Raw genomic sequence first — 18,145 nt, 5'->3', positions numbered from 1 at the left:
TTCGAAATTATATGGGTAAATATCAACCATCTTTTCAAACCAAAAAGGGCTGAACTGAAGTTATTTGTGGCCCAATGTTTTCTGGAAAAACAGAGAAATTACTTCACAAAATAAAACGGTGAAAGATAGCCAAAATTTCAGTTGTTATCTTCAAACCAATAATTGATACTAGACAAACTAATATTGTCAAATCACGCAACGGTGAATATGATCAAGCAATAACTATTAATTCTCCTTTTGAGATCTATGATCACTTAGTTGATAAAAACTATCAAATTGTTGCCATTGATGAAGCACAATTCTTTTCAAATGAGATTATAGAAGTTGTTACAACTCTCAATGAGATAGGAACAAATGTAATTATTTCTGGGCTTGATACTGATTTTAGAGCTGAGCCTTTTGGTTGTATTCCCCAACTTTTAGCAATAGCTGATGTAGTTAATAAACTTGATGCTATTTGCAATGTTTGTGGTAGTTTAGCACAACGAACCCAAAGACTAGTAAATAAAAATACTAATGATAACCTTGTCTTAATTGGTGATGCAGAAGCTTATGAAGCTAGATGCAAACTGCACCACTCATTTTTAACTAAAAAGCACGTTACTGTTAAAACCAAAAACTTTAAAGAACAGGTGCAGGGGAAAACCCAATAATTATTGATAAAACTAATCCTGCAGATAAAGGAGCAATTACTGGAATTCAGCTGTACTTTCAATTCGCATCCTTATTTTTAATTGGAGTTAATTGAAACACAATTCTAGTTCCCAAATCCCTTGCAGGATTAATTGCGGAGCCTGTAGCGCCACCAAAAGCAATAATAATCCCAGCAACCAATCAAAGCCCCATAAATCCAGGAGGAACAGAGTTTGGGTTGTTATGAAGAAAGTGACTAGCAGCAACAACTCCACCTATCAATATTAAAGTTGCAATAAATTCAGTTAGAAAATTCCTAGTAATGTTAAATACACTAGGACTTGTACAATGCATTGCTAGAACTGTTTGTGGATCGGTTGATGATAGTTGTTTTCAAAATAAAAAGTTAAGTGTTGTTTGAGCTATCATTGCACCTAAGAATTGAGCTAAAATCCCAATTACAAAACCAGGTCATATTAATGCAGTAGGTGATTTGATACTGCCATTAATTGCATAAAATAATGATATAGCAGGGTTTAAATGACCACTACCCTTAAAGATAGCATTAGCAGTTAAAACACCAAATAAAACACCTATTCCTCAAGTAAGTGCAACTGTTAAAAACTTGGCTTTTGTTTCACTTGTAGCCATCTTCTTTAAATTAACTTGGGCAACTGCACCATTACCAAAGATAATTAGGATAAATGTTCCTATCAATTCAGCAAGAAACCATCATCCTAATTGAGTAGAATTTTGAAAATACAAAATAAAAACTAACTAATATTTGATTTTAATTCTGGAACTGTTTACTAATTAACTGGTTGTTTAATTTAGCTAAAAAATGATTAAAGTTTGCTAACAAGTTTAAAGTAATCTTAGCAATAATATTTATTTAAACGTTAATGATATAAAACTTATTTTTGAGGTGGTTTTTTATCACTAATTGCATAAAGCATATATGATATTAAATCAATAGGAGCAGTCGCTTCATATGATTGACGTTCCAAGTTATGAAGGTTTTGTGATCTGAGAAGACCATTAATGCTTTCATTACCAACTGCAGTTACCCTTTGGATACTGTGCGGAACAAACAATAATTTCATATCATCAGTTAAACGATATTGTGGTGGAGTTGTATGTAATCTATAGTAAGGCACATCACCATCAAACTCATGGGTAACTCTTAACTTACCACTTCAGCTTCCAGGAATACTACCTCTAAAGGCAATTGTTCATCAGTGGGCAGTTAAATGACCTTCTAGTTCAAAACTTATTGATAGTTTAAAACGATATGCTTTACCTTTGAATCTTTCACCATCACCATACTCTCTGTTTAATTTGAAAGTATGAGGTGAGATTCAAATGTGTTTTTTATCATTAGCATCACCTATAAGATTAGCTTCAACATTTTTAGGTGGACTTAAAGTGAAACTAGTATAGTAACCCAATGCTCACCTCAACCAATCACTCATTCTAATTCCTTCATAACCATAACCAGGTAGGGTTACTCTACCAAGTTGTTGTTCAGAAGTATTTGGACCTAAACCAAAAGCATATTGAAATGCTTTATCATCTCTCAAGGCATTTCAGATAGGTTTTTTCAACAGTTTAACACTACCTTCTTTTCACCCCAACAAGGAGATATAGAATGTTCAAGTTTTGAAGTTAGAATAGGAAATTTGTAATGCTTTAAACAAACCTTCACGAGTTTGCACATTGTATTTATTTGGATCAAAACCAAGTAAAACTCTATCTTGACCACTGCTAAAGAAGTTAAAGAAAGTATCTAAGTTACCAAGTGCTTTTTGAAGGTTGTTTTGTGCTTCTTTAACTCTTTTATCTTTCTCAGCTTTTTCTTTTAACTCTTTTAAGATTCTAGCTCTCTCCTCTTCTTGTCTACGTTGTTCTTCAGCAATGCGTCTCTGTTCTTCTTCTCAAGCAAGCTTTGCTTCACGTCGTTTTTGATAAAGAGGTTGAACAAATTCCTTATCAAAGCGTTCTTTAGCATTTTCAAGATCTAATGCATAAATAGATTTATTTAAATCAATTTCTAATAGGTTGAACTGATCTTGTAACAAGATATTGGCAATGTAAGTGGAATCACTACCATTGAAACTTAACTTATGTACATTGATCTTGGTATAAAAACGAAATTGTAAAGCAGGTTTTCTGTTGAAAATTTCATTAAAGTTTTCAATGTCTGAGAAATTATCAGTCTTTAAAATGAAATCAAAGTCAAAATCAACATTTGACTTATTAATAGATAAAACTAAAGCAATATTGAACTTAACTTCAAAAGCATAACGAACTTTATCATGTTTAATAATGTCATTTTCACTAACAAGATCAACATTAAAATTTTTAATCTTGTAGTCATTAATCCTAAAATCAGTGAAATTTTGGAACACTGCTTCAGGTAAATTAAAACCATTTTTACCTAAACTAGGGAAAAATCCTGCTCCTTGGTAGTTAGCTAGTGTATCTAAAACATTAGGATTTTCTTCTTTAGGTGGATTATCTTTAGTACTTGGAAAGATCTTATCTGCATCCTTGATCTTTTGTTGTTGGGCAATCACTTCATCAAAAAATGTTGTCAATGATTGTTTAAATCCACCTAATAAGTCATAAACGTCATGAAGTGAAAAAACACTGTTATTTAAGCTATGTATATCACTATACTTATTTTTAAAGTTTTCAAACCGTTTTTCAAAGGAAAGTGGTTCATCAACTTTCGCTTCGTTCATCAAATTATCTCTAAGTAGAGCCAACTCTTTATTTTGGTTATTCTTATTAATCGAATTTGATTTGCTTGTAAACTTAATACTTTGGTCAGTATTTGTAACAACAATTCCAAGTAAAGGACCTAATGTTGCGGGTAAACAAAGACCTAAAAATAGTTTATGAATTGTTTTCATTATTGAAAGATTAAAGGTTAATTAGATACAGAATAAACAACTATTTGAAGTTTTTAAATTCACACTTTGAAAAACTTGTGTAACATTTAAAACTGTTAGTAAGAACTAACCAAAAGAAGGTTTAAATTTTGGTATATAACCACTTTTAGTCTAAAATAGCAAAAACTGCTTTTTTTTTTTTTTTTTACGAAAAAGTGGCTAAAACTAAAAATAATTATTGATAAATTTCGATCTTTTATTTTGATTTTTTTAATAAACGCTTATGGTATTTAATCTTGAGAATGAAAAAGATAAAAAGGTTCTTGCACTCTCCAATTTTTTGATAGATAACAATATCCTTGACCACAATGAGCTTAACAGCTTAATTGAAAGGATTGAATCAATTTACTTTAATAAATATATTGAAGAGAAGGTTTTTCTATTTGCAATAACTATTAGTCGCCCTTTAACTATTGATATTTGAAATGCTTTATATGAAGGATTTAATGAATTAAATGAGGGATTTAAAGCTGATAATGAATCTTTTAAACTTACCATTACCTTTAAGGAGAATGAGCCATTCTTTAAATCAAAAAATAGTTTTTCTTCTGTAACGATAGCTATTATTAAAGACTATTTTCACAGTTTCTTTTCAAAAGATAAGAAATACAAAATTCTCATTGAACAAGAGTTAAGTAATCCCAATTTTCTTAGTTATGAAAATGACGAATTAAAAGCACAATGTCAAACCAAAGAATTAACTGAATGATTAGTTCAAAAAAGTAAATCTTTCATTTTTTGGATGAATAATGCTGGTTTTAAAAACTTTAACTTCATTGCACTTTATCCTATTGATAAAAATGAATCTAAATTAAAAGTAAAAGCTGTAACTGTTTCTCAATATGATAAGCAGTTTGAAACAAAGGTATTTGCAACAGAATTTATCCCTATCCACAAGATTAACCAACAGATCGATGATGTCAAGATTATTGGGCAAATCTTTGAATTAAAAACCCATGAAAGTTTAACTGGTAAAAAAACACTTAATATCTATGTAACTGATTTTCAATTAGGTGGATCGTTAATTTTGAAATGATCCTATACTGATGAAAAAAAGATTGAAGGAATTACTATTGGCAATTGGATAAAAGCCCATATCCAAGTAGAACGTGACCCTAATACTCAAATCTTATATGGAATTGTTAGAGAGATAAATCCTGTTGAAATACCTAATAACTATAAAAGGTTAGATTTATCAAAACAAAAGCGAGTGGAGTTAGTTTTTCATACTAAAATGACTGCTTTTGATGGTATCAATGACATTGAAGAATATGCACAGTTTGCTAAAGAAAGAGGTTGAAAAGCAATAACTGTTACAGATAAAGATAATATCCATATTTATCCCAAGTTTTATGAAGTGGCTAAAAAATATGATTTAAAAGCTATCTATGGTTTGGAATTCAACTTAACTGATGATCACATCAAAATTGTTCACAACCCAGATAACACTAAGTTAAGTGATGCCACCTTTGTTATTTTTGATATTGAAACCACTGGATTACATGGTAGGTATGATGATGTTATTGAGTTTTCAGCACGCAAAATTAAGAATAACAGCGAGATAGATCATCAGCAATTCTTTTTAAAAATTGACAAACCTATCCCAAAAACAATCACTGAAATCACCAAAATAACTGATGAGATGCTTGAAGGCGGTATTGATCAACAGCAAGGTTTAGAAAAGATAAGAAATTATCTAGATGATTGTGTTATGGTAGCTCATAATGGTATTAATTTTGATTTACCCTTTTTGCAAACTCAATTTGAAAAATACAACATCAAACCATTAACAAACCCACTGATTGATACCTTATGTTTATCATGAGCATTGAATCCCTTGTTTTCATCCCATACTTTAAGCAATATTTGTTCTAAACTAAAACTTGAATTTGATGATGAAAGATTACACCGTGCTGAATATGATACAGAAGCTTTAAAAAAAGTTTTCTTTTACTTTAAAAAGCAGTTAAAAGAAATGGGTATTAATACCTTAACAGAGATAGATCAAAACCTAAATAAAAAGTGTCAAATTGATCTGATGAAAAGGGTATTTACAAACACAGCAATCGTTTATGTAAAAAACCAACGGGGCTTTCAAAACCTATATGAGATGTTATCAATTGCATTAACAGATCATAATGCTAACAGACCATTAGTTTTAGCTAGCAGCTTAGCTAAATTTAGAAAATCTTTTTTATTAACAGAAAACCCTGTTCAGGGTGACATCTTTAAAGCTGCATTAACAAAACCAATTAATGAACTTGAAAAAGCAATTGAAAAAGTTGACTTTGTGCTTATTTCACAACCCAATGCTTACCTTGGTTATACACTACGTGAAGGACTGAAAAAAGAACTTATTAATGATGCAATCAAACTAGTTATCAAAACAGCAACAAAACTTAAGAAATTAGTTGCTGTTGCATCTGATGCTTACTTTATCCATCCTTGGGAAAATGAATATTATAAGGCAATAGTTTGTGCTAAGGGCTTAGGTGGGAAATGACATAGACACTTTAACAATAAAGAAAAAGAACAAACCGTTCCTGAAGTATTTCTTCACACCACTGATGAGATGCTAAAAAGAATGAGTTTTTTAGGAGAAGATATTGCCTATAAATTAGTCGTTGAAAACACTAATAAGATAGTGAAGCTACTTGACTTAAATGAATTAGTACCAACTAAAAACAAGCTTTATCCACCAGTGATGCAAGATTCTAACCAAAAATTAATTGATAAAACTTGAAAACAAGCTGAAAAAAGGTATGGTAAAAATTTACCTAAACTTATTAAGGAAAGAATTGAAAAAGAACTAAATGCAATCATTAGTAATGGTTTTGGAATTGTCTTTTGAATTTCCCATCTATTAGTAGAACAATCTGTTAAAGATGGTTATTTTGTAGGTCCACGTGGTTCTATAGGCTCTTCTTTAATTGCTAATTTAATTGGTATATCAGAAATCAATCCATTAGCTGCTCATTATCTTTGTGAACAATGTCATTACTTTGAAGTTAGTGACAGTGTTGATGATGGATATGATTTGATGATTCGTGATTGTCCTAAATGCCATGAAAAAGCAAGTTTCAAAGGTGATGGTCATAACATTCCTTTTGCTACTTTTATGGGTTTTTCTGGTGATAAAATTCCTGATATCGATCTTAATTTTTCTAGCGAATATCAAGCTAAAGCCCATGATTATGTCAGAAAATTATTTGGAGTTAATAACACCTTCAGGGCAGGAACAATTGCAACAGTTGCTGAAAAAACTGCTTATGGTTATGCTAGAAACTATTTTGAAATCATTAAACGTGTTGATCTTGCAACTACTGCTGAAATTGAAAGATTTAAACAAAAGCTTATAGGAATTAAGAGAACAACAGGGCAACATCCAGGGGGAATTATGATCTTTCCTAGTGATCATTCTGTTTATGAATTTACTCCCTGTGGTTTTCCAGCAGATGATGTTGAAAGTGAATGAAAGACCACCCATTTTGAATATGATGCATTAGGTGATGCCATATTAAAACTTGATATCTTAGGTCAAGATGATCCAACAATGTTAAAGCACTTAGCTGATCTAACTAAGATAAATCCCCAAAATATCCCTCACTTTGATAAGAACTTAATTTCGATGTTTTCTTCAAACAAACCATTAAACCTAAAACCAGGCATTGTTGATGAAGTTACAGGAGCGGTTGGTATCCCTGAATTTGGGACTAAATTTGTTAGAAAAATTTTAGAACAGACAAAACCTAAAGACTTTGCTGACTTAATTAGAGTTTCAGGATTAAGCCATGGTAAAAACGTGTGAGCAGATAATGCACAAAAACTAATTAAAAGCAATAGGTTAACTTTAAGAGATGTAATTGCTTGTAGAGATGACATCATGCTTTATCTAATTAATAAAGGGATGCAAGCAAAAGATGCTTTTGAAATCATGGAAAAAGTAAGAAAAGGTATTAAAGTAAATGCTAAAGAAGTTAGCCTGATGCAAAACTGTGGTGTTGAACAATATTGGATTAATGCTTGTTTAAAAATTAATTATCTATTCCCTAAGGCACATGCTGCAGCTTATGTTTTAATGGCTTGAAGAATTGCTTGATTTAAGCTTTATCACCCTTTGAGTTACTATGCTTGTTTATTAAGTTTCAAACTAAAGGAACATGATATTAATGGTTTTGAAAAAGGGTATGAATTTATTAAAAACCGTTTAGATGAACTTAATAAGCTTTACAGAATAAAAAAGATTAAACCAAAAGAAGCGGAGCTTTTAACAAGTTATGAAGTTTATTTAGAAATGATGGCACGCAATATAAAGTTGCAACAAATCTCTATTCAAAACTCTAATGCAAGGATGTTTGTTGAACATAATGGTGTTTTAATTGCGCCTTTCATCACTATTCCAGGAATGGGAGAAGCGGTAGCTTCTTCAATTGTAGAAGCAAGAAATGAAAAACCATTTGCTTCCTTAAATGATTTCAAAAAAAGAACCAAAATTACTAAAAAACACGTTGAAACGATGGAACAATTACAACTGTTTGATGAATTTGAACATCAAGATGATCATAAACTTTTCAACTAATTTTTAGTTTAAACTTATTTAAAGATAACTAACGTGATAAAAAAAGTTCAACATGCTTTAATCTTGAATGAATTGACAAAACTGCGTGATAAAAATACAACAACCTCCCAGTTTCGCATGGCCTTGAATCAAATCACTTCATTACTCTTTTTTGAAGCAACTAAACAGCTACCACTAGCAACAGTTGAAGTTGAAACTCCCTTTGCTAAAACAAAGGGCTACAAATTAAAAAATGACATTGTTCTTGTACCTATTATGCGTGCTGGACTTGGAATGATTGATGCTATTGTTCGCTATTCAGATAAAATCAGAGTTGGTCATTTAGGAATCTATCGTCAAACCCAAACAACCAGTGTAATTTCATACTATAAAAAGATGCCTGAAAACATCTCTGATTCACATGTTATTATTCTTGATCCTATGCTTGCTACTGGAACTACATTGTTAACTGCTATTAAATCTATTAAAGAAGATAAACCTATCAAAATTAGTGTTATTGCTATAGTAGCAGCACCTGAAGGAATTAATAAAGTAGAAAAAATGCATCCTCATGTTGATATATTTCTTGCAGCAATTGATGAAAAGTTAAATGACAATAGATACATAATCCCTGGTCTTGGTGATGCTGGGGACCGTTTATTTGGTACTAAATAAAATGAAAAAGATACTTGTTATTGTCTATCCAGAGATGAATGATGTTGAATATACTAATGTAATGGTTGTATTTAGTTTCATTAAAACAATACAAACAACATGTTATCACCATTCATTAAAAAAGATAACTGCTAGTAATGGTGTTGTTGAAGTTAACAATATTGTCAACACCATTAACTTATCAGAATTTGATGCAGTTTATATTCCCGGTGGAATAGGAGCTACAAAACACTTAGATAAAGATGAAAAACTGCTTAAAACAATTAATTATTTCAAAGTAAATAACCTTTATCTTTTTGCTATTTGTGACACACCGAATGTTCTATTTAAACATGGTATTATCACTAAAGATGAGATCTATTCTTCTTTTCCAAACCCAAATTTAGTTATGTCTGAAAACAGATCAACAGCAAAAGTAACAGTAGCAAATAAATTAATAACAGCAAGAAGTGCTGGTTGTGCTTTGGAATTTGCAACAGTTATTGTGTGCACTTTTTTAAAAGATAACACTTTAAATGAGCTTGTTCATAAAAGGTTATTTGGTAGTGAAATTAAAGACTAGTCATTTCTGCAGAAGGAGGGGACTGTTCTTTTTCATTCTTTTTATTCTCATCAAGATTAATAACAACTGCTCTATTATCAGTTTTATTAGGATCAGTGGGTTCTCCTTTTTTGGCTTTCAAAATCTCTATATCAATAAAAAAATGTGCAGTTTTACTCATTCCTATACTAATAAGACTTAAAACAATACTAGTTCCTGTTGTTGATCATAAATAAGGTAATGAATTTGTAAATAATCTTTCATATTCCCTTTCAAGAATTTGGTTAGTAATGTAATTAACCATTACAACAAGTAAAACTACTCCAATTAAAACATTTAAAAAAAATACAATAACCCCTGATAAATAAACAATTGCTCATTTTTTTTGAAAGTGAAATTTCTTGTATGGATAGTCAATTAAAAACCACTTAACATCAAAAAAATAGAGAACAGCACCTATGACAACGCCAAGAAAAGGAGTTACAAACAAAAACCTGAACTGGGGCGTTGTGTTATTTAAAGATTGTTTTGCAACCAAAATATTTAAAGCAAAGCCAAATACTAAAACTAGATTAGCTAAAAAAACATTATAGTGTTGTCTTCAGTTACGTTTCATTACAAGAGCTTATCTAATAAAGCATGAGTTTGTTTTTTTTCAGCACCTTGTGAATAATGATCCATAATCAACAATGCCTCACTAATTAAAAGTGGTTTATCAGTATTATGTGCCTTTTGTTCACTAAGTGCACATAAAACAACTGCAGTAGTTAAAAGATCAATCTTTTTTCCTGATATTTTATTGTATTTAGTTTGAATTTCTAATTGATTTTTCAATTGTTGTTCTTCAATTTTCTTTTGAAAAGAGAAGATATTTTCACTAAATGCTTTAACAATTAGTTTTTGTCATTCATTTAGTTGTCGTTCTTTAGTATCATACTCTAAAAAATCTGCTTGAATAACTTCAGCTTCTTTAGGTAAGAAAAAGAGGAGAGAAAAGATAAATTCCACTACAGCAATTCGTCTTTGGGTTCTAGTTAATTTATTTGTTAAACCTTTCACGGTAATTGCCATCAACAGTGGCAATTACAATCTTATCACCAGTATTAATAAATTGGGGTACATCAAGTTCATAACCAGTTACAAGGCGTGCTTTTTTTCTTGCCATGTTAGCAGTATTGCCCTGAATAGCATCTTCAGCAAACTCAACTTCAATAGGAACTAAATCAGGTAAATTAACTCCTAGAATTTCATCTTGATAAGTAATAACAGTAACTTCAATTTCTTCAGTAATGAAATTTTTTTCCCACTCTAATTTTTTTTCATTAATCTCAATCTGACTGTAGTCTTTTTGATCCATAAAAACAAAGTTATTACCATCTTTGTATAAGAAATTCATTTTTTTCTTATCAATAATTACTTGTTCTAATTTGTCACCAGTAAATTCAAGCCAAACAATAGCCCCAGTTCTTAAGTTTTTAACTTTAGTTTTAACAATTCCCTGGCGCATTGCGGTTTTGTTAAATGTATTTTCCAGTACTAATAAAATCTCTTTGTTAGGACCGAAGATGGTTTGCCCATTACGAAGATTTTTTGCTTCTATCATTTCTGCCATAAATTACTTAGGATATTTAATGTATTTTCTGGTTTTAAATGCCATTAAACCACCAAAAATAAACGCTAAAGGTTTAGGTAATCAAGTGTAAGCTGGTTTATGGTTCAAATTCAGTATTAGTTGTTTTTTCTTTAGTTGTTTTAGAAATCCAGGTAGCATAGTATAGATGTAGATTACTATCCCAGCTCCATACAAATTCATTTTTTGGAGAATTTCACACCAAGCATTAAATTTATTTGGATTTTCTCAAGAAGTTGTTGTAGAATTGCCAGGTCTTGTAGAAAACCAAACTGCTAAAGGCTCTCGCAAATAAAAAACACTTTCAACTCTGTTAATAGCATCGTGATACATTAAACAATCCTGGAAGAATAACTTTTCCTTAAGATCATGTAGTTCATAGAAAAGTTTATTACTGTAAAATTTAGCAATAGGTTGGGAATGGGGGGTTCTTAATTTGGTATGTTCTTTAATAACACCAGTCTTACCGAAATAAGGTTTTAAAAAACGAGTTTTATTTTCATTAATATAACAATAAAAAGCGCCAATGATCATGTCATGGCCAAAGAAACGAGCCACTTTTTTAAAACTATCTTTTAAAAAATAATCATCGCTATCTAAAACAGTAATATATTGACCTAAGGCTAATTTATTTTTTTTAACATAGTTAATAACACTACCCCAATTACCATTAGTTTTTTCAAAATAACTAATATTGGAGTACTTTATTAAATAGTCACTAACAACTTCCTTAGTATTGTCTAGTGAACCATCGTTAACTATTAGTACTTGTGTTTTTAAAAAATATTCATTCTGTAAAAGCAATGAATCTAATGCCTTTTTTATGTATTGACAACAATTGTATGTTGGAATTATAACGGTGAATAAATACTTACTTGGCACAACTATCTCTAAAATTATAAAAACGTTTTTGTTTGAATAAAAGTACTTTTCTTAACTTTTACTTTTAGAAAAGCGTATTAATTTAATTAAAGAATAGGAAGCCTAAAAAAGTATTGAAAAATGAATTAAGATTCAACTTTAAAAAGCATTAATTTTTAATTAATAAATGTTGAAAAAACTCATTTTGAAAATAGATTAATTTTTAAGTGACGTTAAATTTAAAGTTACAAACATCACCATCTTTTATTAAGTAATTTTTGCCTTCCAATCTTATCAAACCTTGTTTTTTAGCTTCTTGTAAAGATTTCATTGCAAACAATTGATCTCAACTAATTACTTCAACTTTAATAAATCCTTTTTCAAAATCAGAATGAATTTGCCCAGCACACTGAGGAGCATTTCAACCCTTTTTAAATGTTCATGCTCTAACTTCTTTTTTACCAAAAGTAAAAAAAGACCAAAGGTTTAAAGTTTGATATGCAGCTTGAATTACTCGGTTTAAACCTGAATAATTTTTTAAGCCAAGTTCATCCAAAAAGTATTGACGTTGTTCTAATTTCAAACCGCTTAATTCTTTTTCAATTAAAGAACAAACTGTGATTGCCTTGGGAATCTTTTTTTGATCAAGAAAAGCATTCAATTTTTTTAAAGCTTCATTATTATCAAGGTTTAATAAGTCATTCTCAGATACATTGGCTACTATTAGAATAGGTTTAGCTGTTAATAGATTAAGTGATTTAATTGTTTTCAATTCACTTTCACTTAGAGTCTGAATGGGCATTTGACCTTGTTTTAATCCATTTAAAACAATTTCAAGTAATACAAACTCTTCTTTAGCGATTTTATCACCTGATTCAGCTTTTCTTTTAAGCTTGCCGATTCTGTTTGTTATTAATTCAAAATCAGCTTGGATTAGTTCATTAACAATAATTTCAAAATCAAAAACAGGATCTATTGTATTGTTAACATGAACAATTTTTTTATCTTGAAAACATCTTACAACATGACAAATTAAATCCACTTCACGGATGTTTGCTAAGAATTGATTACCCAATCCTTGACCTTGACTGGCGCCTTTAACAAGACCTGCTATATCAACAAAACGAAAGGTTGTATAAACTATCTTTTCAGGATTAATTAAGCTAGCTAATTTATCTAATCTCTCATCACTAACATTAACAATGCCAGTATTAGGTTCTATAGTTGCAAAAGGATAGTTTGCTATTTCAACTTGCAAATTAGTAATAGCACTAAATAAAGTTGACTTACCAACATTAGGTAAACCAACTATCCCTGCACTTAACATCTATGCTTTATTTCTAGAACCACACAAATCAATCTTTTCCAAGCAAGTATCAACAATTGCTTGAGTAGGTTCTTTTAAAAGTTTTCTAGGATCATAACCTTTTTTGTTAAGATCCAAGTCTTTATTTGATTCAATGTATTTTCTAATTTCATGTGCAAATGCTAATTGACACTCAGTATTAATATTTAGTTTGCAAATCCCTAAACTAATTGCTTTTTTAACATCATTTTCTAAGATTCCAGAGCCACCATGTAAAACTAAGGGTAAGTTAGTAATTTTTGATATTGTTTCAATCAAAGGAAAGTTTAATCCTTTTCAATTCTTAGGATAGATACCATGGATATTACCAATTCCTGCTGCTAAAGCATCTGGTTTTAAACTAGCGATTTGTTTACATTCATCAACATTAGCTAACTCACCTTGTCCTATAACACCATCTTCTTCTCCACCAATAGTACCAACTTCAAGTTCAACAGAAGCATTTGTTTTTTGTGCTATCTCTATTAACTTTTTAGATTTATTGAAATTTTCTTCAAATGGTAAATGTGAACCATCAAACATTACTGAACTAAATCCAGCCTGTAATGCTTGGATACATGCATCATAACTACCATGATCTAAATGTAATGTCACTGGTACTTTAACACTTAGTGATTCAATTAAACCCTTAACAAGCGGGATAACAACACTATAACCAGACATGTACTTTAAAGCACCTTCAGATACTGAAACAATAATTGGGCTATTAGCTTGATTTGCTGCTGTTAAAACAGCTTTGGCCCATTCATAGTTATTGATGTTAATGTGAGGGATTGCATATTTACCTAGCTTTGCTTTTTGAAGCATCAATTTAAAGTTAACAAGCATATCTACTATTGATTTTCCTCACTGAATGAATCATTAATTAAACCTTGTACTATTTCACTGCCAGTTTCATTGTCATCACCATCATTTCCCATAATGAAATCACCAACTCCTTCCTCAGGTTCTACTTTTTTATTGGAAAGATCTTCATAACCTTCTTCAAAAATCTCCTTTGTAACAAACATAGATTGTGATATCTTGTTCCATTCATCAAACTTCATAAAATCACGAAGTTTTCATTTTCTATCACCTAAATAGACAAAGTTAGGATCCTCAAGAAAATCTTGATAAAAACGACCAATTAAGCTTGGTTCATCTTGTTTTGAAATCTTGAAATGTTTAACTACTTCTTTTCAAATTGTTTCAAAAGAAAAAGGGTTAGCTTTAAATTGTTTTTCTGCAATAACTTTAGCTTGAGAAATAAGATTGAGGTACTCTAATTGCATAAATCAATAAAATTCTAATACTACTTTTCTTAATCTACTCTTTTAAATAAAACTTCCATTGAATTAGAGATAATAATTTTTTTTAATAAAGTTGCATCTCTTAATTGATCTTTTCTACAGGCATCATCAGCGAAATTAAATAAATGAAAAACTTTTGAAGCAGTATTTACTAAGATAGGTGTTAACAACACATAGCATACCTGCACACACCTAACACAAGTAAAAAGTAGTTGTTTTAAAAGTGAGAATTCCTGATTTTTAAACAATTCTCATGGTTTGAAATCATCAATTAATTTACTTAATTCAAAAACAATTTTTAAAAGTAGATTAATCGCTCTATAAAATTCATAACTGTTAAAGTAATGATCAAATTGAACGATTGATTCATCTATTAAAATCATTATTTTTTGAAGTGCATTATCAGTAATAATTTGGTATTCTAATTTGCCGTTTAGATACTTTTTAATCATGCCAAAAGTACGTGAAACATGGTTTCCAAAACTATTGGCAAGATCAGCATTATAAATCTCTTTTAAGATGCTAACACTACAACGATTATCTTTATCTAAACGCATCTCTTTTAATAAACAATATCTTGTACCATCAACACCAAATTGATCAATTAATTGTTCTGGAGAGATAACGTTGTTTAAAGATTTTGACATCTTTCTCCCTTCACCATCAACTATCCAGCCATGTGATAAAAATTGGGTTGGTAACTTAATATCAAGTAAGTGTAGAAAAATCGGTCAATAGATGCAGTGAAATCTGGTGATTTCACGTGATATAAGATGGATAACTTCTCTTTCTTTATTGTCATTATTTCATCACTTTATAAAATTAGGATCACCATTTCTAAATCCTAAATTGGTGATATAAGAAAACAATGCATCAAACCAAACATAGATTGTTTGATTTGGATCAAAAGGAACTTTTATTCCTCAAGTAACATTTTTTCTTGTTAATGCTAAATCGTTTAAACCATTGTTTATAAAGTTATTTTTTAATTCAGAAGCACGTGATTTAGGAATAATGTTAAGTTGATTTTTTCCTATCGTTGTTTCAATTCAATTTTTAGTAGAAGAAAAAGAAATAAATCAGCAAGGTTCTTGGACAAGACTGAGATTATGACCTATTTCACATAACATTGTTTGTTTATTAAAAGTAAAGTAATTTTGTTCACACTCAACACAATATGCCCCTTTTCATTCACTTTGATAAATTAGTTTTTTGTCATATAAATCTTGAAATGTTTTTTGAACTTGTTGTTTATGGATTTCATCAGTTGTTCTAATAAAGTGATCAAAACTAATATTAAGGGTCTTTCACATTAACTTAAAAGCTTGAGCGTTAATATCAACAAATGTTTTAGGATCTAAATTTAAACTTTTAGCTTTACTTTCTATTTTATTGCCATGTTCATCACTGCCAACAAGCAAAAAAGCCTCATATCCGTTTTGGATTTTAAAACGCTTAATTACATCCGCCAAAATAGTGGTAAAAGCATGACCTATGTGTGGCTTACCTGATGCGTAGTAGATAGGGGTTGTAATATAACAACGCTTCATTAAAGGTAAGTTTTTAAAAGGTGTTTTATAGTTGCTAAATTATTAGCATCACTACCACTATGACCAGCATTATTGGTTACATAAAGTTGTAATTCAGGGAATGCTTGTTTTAATGCTAATGGTTGATATAAAGGACAGATCAGATCAAATCTACCATGAGCCAAATAAATACTTTTATTTTTAAGAACACTAATGTTATCTAGAATGAAGTTTTCATCCAAAAAACTTTTATTAACTGCATAGTGACATTCCAATAAAGCTAGTTTTTCAACTAATTTAAAGTCTGTTGCTGTTGAATGAATTTTGTTAATAGGTGAAAGTAATGTTGATTCTCAATCCACCCAAGCTTTAGCAAGTTTTTCTTTGGTTGATTCATCACCATTTTGAAATTGATCATAACAGTAGTTAACAATTTGTTCATAACTGTTCTGATAAGCTTTAGGAATACTATCCATAAAGCGTTGGTGTTCATAAGGATAAAACATTTTTCCTAATCCCATTAAAGCTTCAGATCAGTCTTTTTCTCTAGCTAAAAAAAGTGCTCTTAAAAAGATCTTATCAACTACTTGTGGGTGTTTAATTGCATAAACTAAAGCAAGTGCAGAACCCCAACTACCACCAAAGAGTGTTCAGTTTTTAATGTTTAATTTTTGACGTAAAATTTCAAAATCACTAACTAATTTATCAGTGTTATTTTCATAAAAGATATCATTAGTCTTACTCTTACCACAACCTCTTTGATCTAATAAAATAATCCAAGTTGTTTCAAGATCAAAATACTTTAAACATCCTTCATCAGTACCAGAACCAGGTCCGCCATGGATATACAAAACCGGTTTACCATTAGGATTTCCTTGTGTTCAGTAATAAAGTTGATGGTTATCACCAACATTTAGATAACCTTTTACATTAAGTTTTGTATTCATTTTTTAAAGTATTTAAATATTGTTTAACCTCTTGATTAGGTTTGATAAACTCACGTAATTTTTTCAATTCTAAGTTAGTGTATTCACAAGGACGTGCATAACTAATAATAATGATTAAGTCCCCAGCTTTTCTTTTAAAACTCTTTGAGAATTTAATCCCACCGTTAGGAATAACAATCTGTTCGCCACTCTTAGTGCCTGGTCTAATATTAAATTCTTTAATCCCTTCAAGAGTAGGTAGTTCAATTACCCCACCAACTATAGCAACCATTGGATCTACTAAAACATTGGCAATAACATTATTATCACTACGTTTGAAAATCTTACTTGCCAATACATTCACTTGAATGATTAATTTTCCATAGTGACCTTTAAATTCATTACCACCACTTTCATCAACTAAAGCTTCACCACTATACATTCCTGCTGGAATATTAATCTCTTTAATTTGATTGGTAACAGTGTATTTGTTAGAACGACAAGTTTTGCACTTAACTTTAATTTGTTTTCCTTGTCCATTGCAAGTTGAACACAAGACTTGGGATTGAATGGTTCCAAAGATAGAACGTTGGTTTTTAATAACAAAACCATTGCCATTACAATCCTTACAAAGATCCAATCCACTTTCCCCGCCTTCAGCGCCAAAACCATTACAACTATGACATGAAACTTTTCTTTCATATTTGATGGTTTTGTTGCAACCATTAGTCATTTCAAAAAAGTTAATTTCAATTACTAAAGCAATATCAAGGTTATAGGGAACAACAATTTGTTGTTGACGTTTTTTAGAACGATTAAAAATGAAATCAAATGGTGAATCACCATCCATTCCAAAGGAAAATCCCTCACCAAAAACACTATTAAAGATGTCAAAAGGATTAAACCCTGCTTCATGAAAACCAGAAGCATTTAACCCTTCATGACCAAACTGGTCATAAAGCTTACGTTTTTCTTCATCACTTAGAACTTCATATGCTTCATTAACCTCTTTAAACTTTTCCTCATTTTGTTTTTGAGTAGTTTCATTTTCTGCTTTATGACGATCGGGGTGATATTGCATTGCAAGCTTTCTAAAAGCTCTTTTTATGTCTTGAGAACTAGCGTTTTTAGATATCCCTAGAACTTCATAATAATCCCTTTTACCAGCAGCCATTTATCACTT

General features: G+C 30.3%; 16 protein-coding genes. 4 read left to right on the top strand and 12 right to left on the bottom strand.

Annotation, left to right across the window (positions count from 1 at the left end; all coding sequences use genetic code 4):
• The first annotated feature begins 11 nt into the window (after positions 1-11).
• A complete protein-coding gene (locus tag MG_RS00170; protein WP_009885698.1) occupies positions 12-653 on the top strand; it encodes a thymidine kinase in 642 nt (213 codons plus the stop codon).
• Here MG_RS00170 and MG_RS00165 read toward each other — a convergent pair.
• Together MG_RS00165 and MG_RS00160 are read right to left on the bottom strand one after the other, a co-directional pair.
• Complete coding sequence (locus tag MG_RS00165) at positions 622-1,398, bottom strand: MIP/aquaporin family protein (RefSeq protein ID WP_009885697.1); 777 nt, start codon at positions 1,396-1,398, stop codon at positions 622-624. The genes MG_RS00170 and MG_RS00165 overlap by 32 nt on opposite strands.
• Before the next feature lie 149 nt (positions 1,399-1,547).
• A complete protein-coding gene (locus tag MG_RS00160; protein ID WP_010869297.1) occupies positions 1,548-3,548 on the bottom strand; it encodes a DUF240 domain-containing protein in 2,001 nt (666 codons plus the stop codon).
• Positions 3,549-3,810: 262 nt separating this feature from the next.
• Here MG_RS00160 and polC point away from each other — a divergent pair, with 262 nt between their 5' ends.
• The 3 genes from polC to MG_RS00145 are packed head-to-tail and all read left to right on the top strand — an operon-like array spanning position 3,811 to position 9,382.
• Positions 3,811-8,166, top strand: coding sequence for a DNA polymerase III subunit alpha (gene polC, locus MG_RS00155; RefSeq protein WP_010869296.1), 4,356 nt, complete (start codon positions 3,811-3,813; stop codon positions 8,164-8,166).
• A 33-nt stretch (positions 8,167-8,199) separates the two neighbouring features.
• A complete protein-coding gene (upp, locus tag MG_RS00150; protein WP_009885912.1) occupies positions 8,200-8,820 on the top strand; it encodes a uracil phosphoribosyltransferase in 621 nt (206 codons plus the stop codon).
• 1 nt (position 8,821) lies between these two features.
• Positions 8,822-9,382, top strand: a complete 561-nt coding sequence (locus MG_RS00145) for a DJ-1/PfpI family protein (protein ID WP_009885913.1) — start codon at positions 8,822-8,824, stop codon at positions 9,380-9,382.
• Here the strand turns inward: MG_RS00145 and MG_RS00140 are convergent.
• From MG_RS00140 to dnaJ, 10 genes are all read right to left on the bottom strand, one after another.
• The gene (locus MG_RS00140; protein ID WP_009885914.1) at positions 9,372-9,977 is read right to left on the bottom strand and encodes a DUF5453 family protein; all 606 of its coding nucleotides are present in this window, start codon (positions 9,975-9,977) and stop codon (positions 9,372-9,374) included. The two genes, MG_RS00145 and MG_RS00140, sit on opposite strands and share 11 nt — an antisense overlap.
• Positions 9,977-10,420, bottom strand: a complete 444-nt coding sequence (locus MG_RS00135) for a DUF1948 domain-containing protein (protein WP_009885915.1) — start codon at positions 10,418-10,420, stop codon at positions 9,977-9,979. The genes MG_RS00140 and MG_RS00135 overlap by 1 nt, the downstream gene beginning before the upstream one ends.
• A complete protein-coding gene (gene efp / locus MG_RS00130; protein WP_010869294.1) occupies positions 10,401-10,973 on the bottom strand; it encodes an elongation factor P in 573 nt (190 codons plus the stop codon). The genes MG_RS00135 and efp overlap by 20 nt, the downstream gene beginning before the upstream one ends.
• Before the next feature lie 3 nt (positions 10,974-10,976).
• On the bottom strand, positions 10,977-11,873 hold the full coding sequence (locus tag MG_RS00125; RefSeq protein WP_010869293.1) for a glycosyltransferase family 2 protein: 897 nt from the start codon (positions 11,871-11,873) through the stop codon (positions 10,977-10,979).
• 202 nt (positions 11,874-12,075) lie between these two features.
• Entirely contained in the window at positions 12,076-13,179 is a 1,104-nt protein-coding gene (gene ychF, locus MG_RS00120; protein ID WP_009885916.1) for a redox-regulated ATPase YchF, read from the bottom strand.
• Entirely contained in the window at positions 13,180-14,046 is an 867-nt protein-coding gene (gene fba / locus MG_RS00115) for a class II fructose-1,6-bisphosphate aldolase (RefSeq protein WP_009885917.1), read from the bottom strand.
• A 5-nt stretch (positions 14,047-14,051) separates the two neighbouring features.
• A complete protein-coding gene (rpoE, locus tag MG_RS00110) occupies positions 14,052-14,489 on the bottom strand; it encodes a DNA-directed RNA polymerase subunit delta (protein WP_009885918.1) in 438 nt (145 codons plus the stop codon).
• A 29-nt stretch (positions 14,490-14,518) separates the two neighbouring features.
• The gene (metG, locus tag MG_RS00105; RefSeq protein WP_009885919.1) at positions 14,519-16,057 is read right to left on the bottom strand and encodes a methionine--tRNA ligase; all 1,539 of its coding nucleotides are present in this window, start codon (positions 16,055-16,057) and stop codon (positions 14,519-14,521) included.
• Positions 16,057-16,983 (bottom strand): prolyl aminopeptidase, encoded by a 927-nt coding sequence (gene pip, locus MG_RS00100; RefSeq protein WP_009885920.1) that lies wholly within the window; start codon positions 16,981-16,983, stop codon positions 16,057-16,059. Before pip ends, metG begins: the two co-directional genes overlap by 1 nt.
• Entirely contained in the window at positions 16,967-18,136 is a 1,170-nt protein-coding gene (gene dnaJ / locus MG_RS00095) for a molecular chaperone DnaJ (protein WP_009885921.1), read from the bottom strand. The genes pip and dnaJ overlap by 17 nt, the downstream gene beginning before the upstream one ends.
• Positions 18,137-18,145: the final 9 nt, after the last annotated feature.

The sequence above is a fragment of the Mycoplasmoides genitalium G37 genome, assembly GCF_000027325.1.
Taxonomy (GTDB): Bacteria; Bacillota_I; Bacilli_A; order Mycoplasmatales; family Mycoplasmoidaceae; genus Mycoplasmoides; species Mycoplasmoides genitalium.
This window is presented reverse-complemented; position numbering and strand designations above follow the sequence as displayed.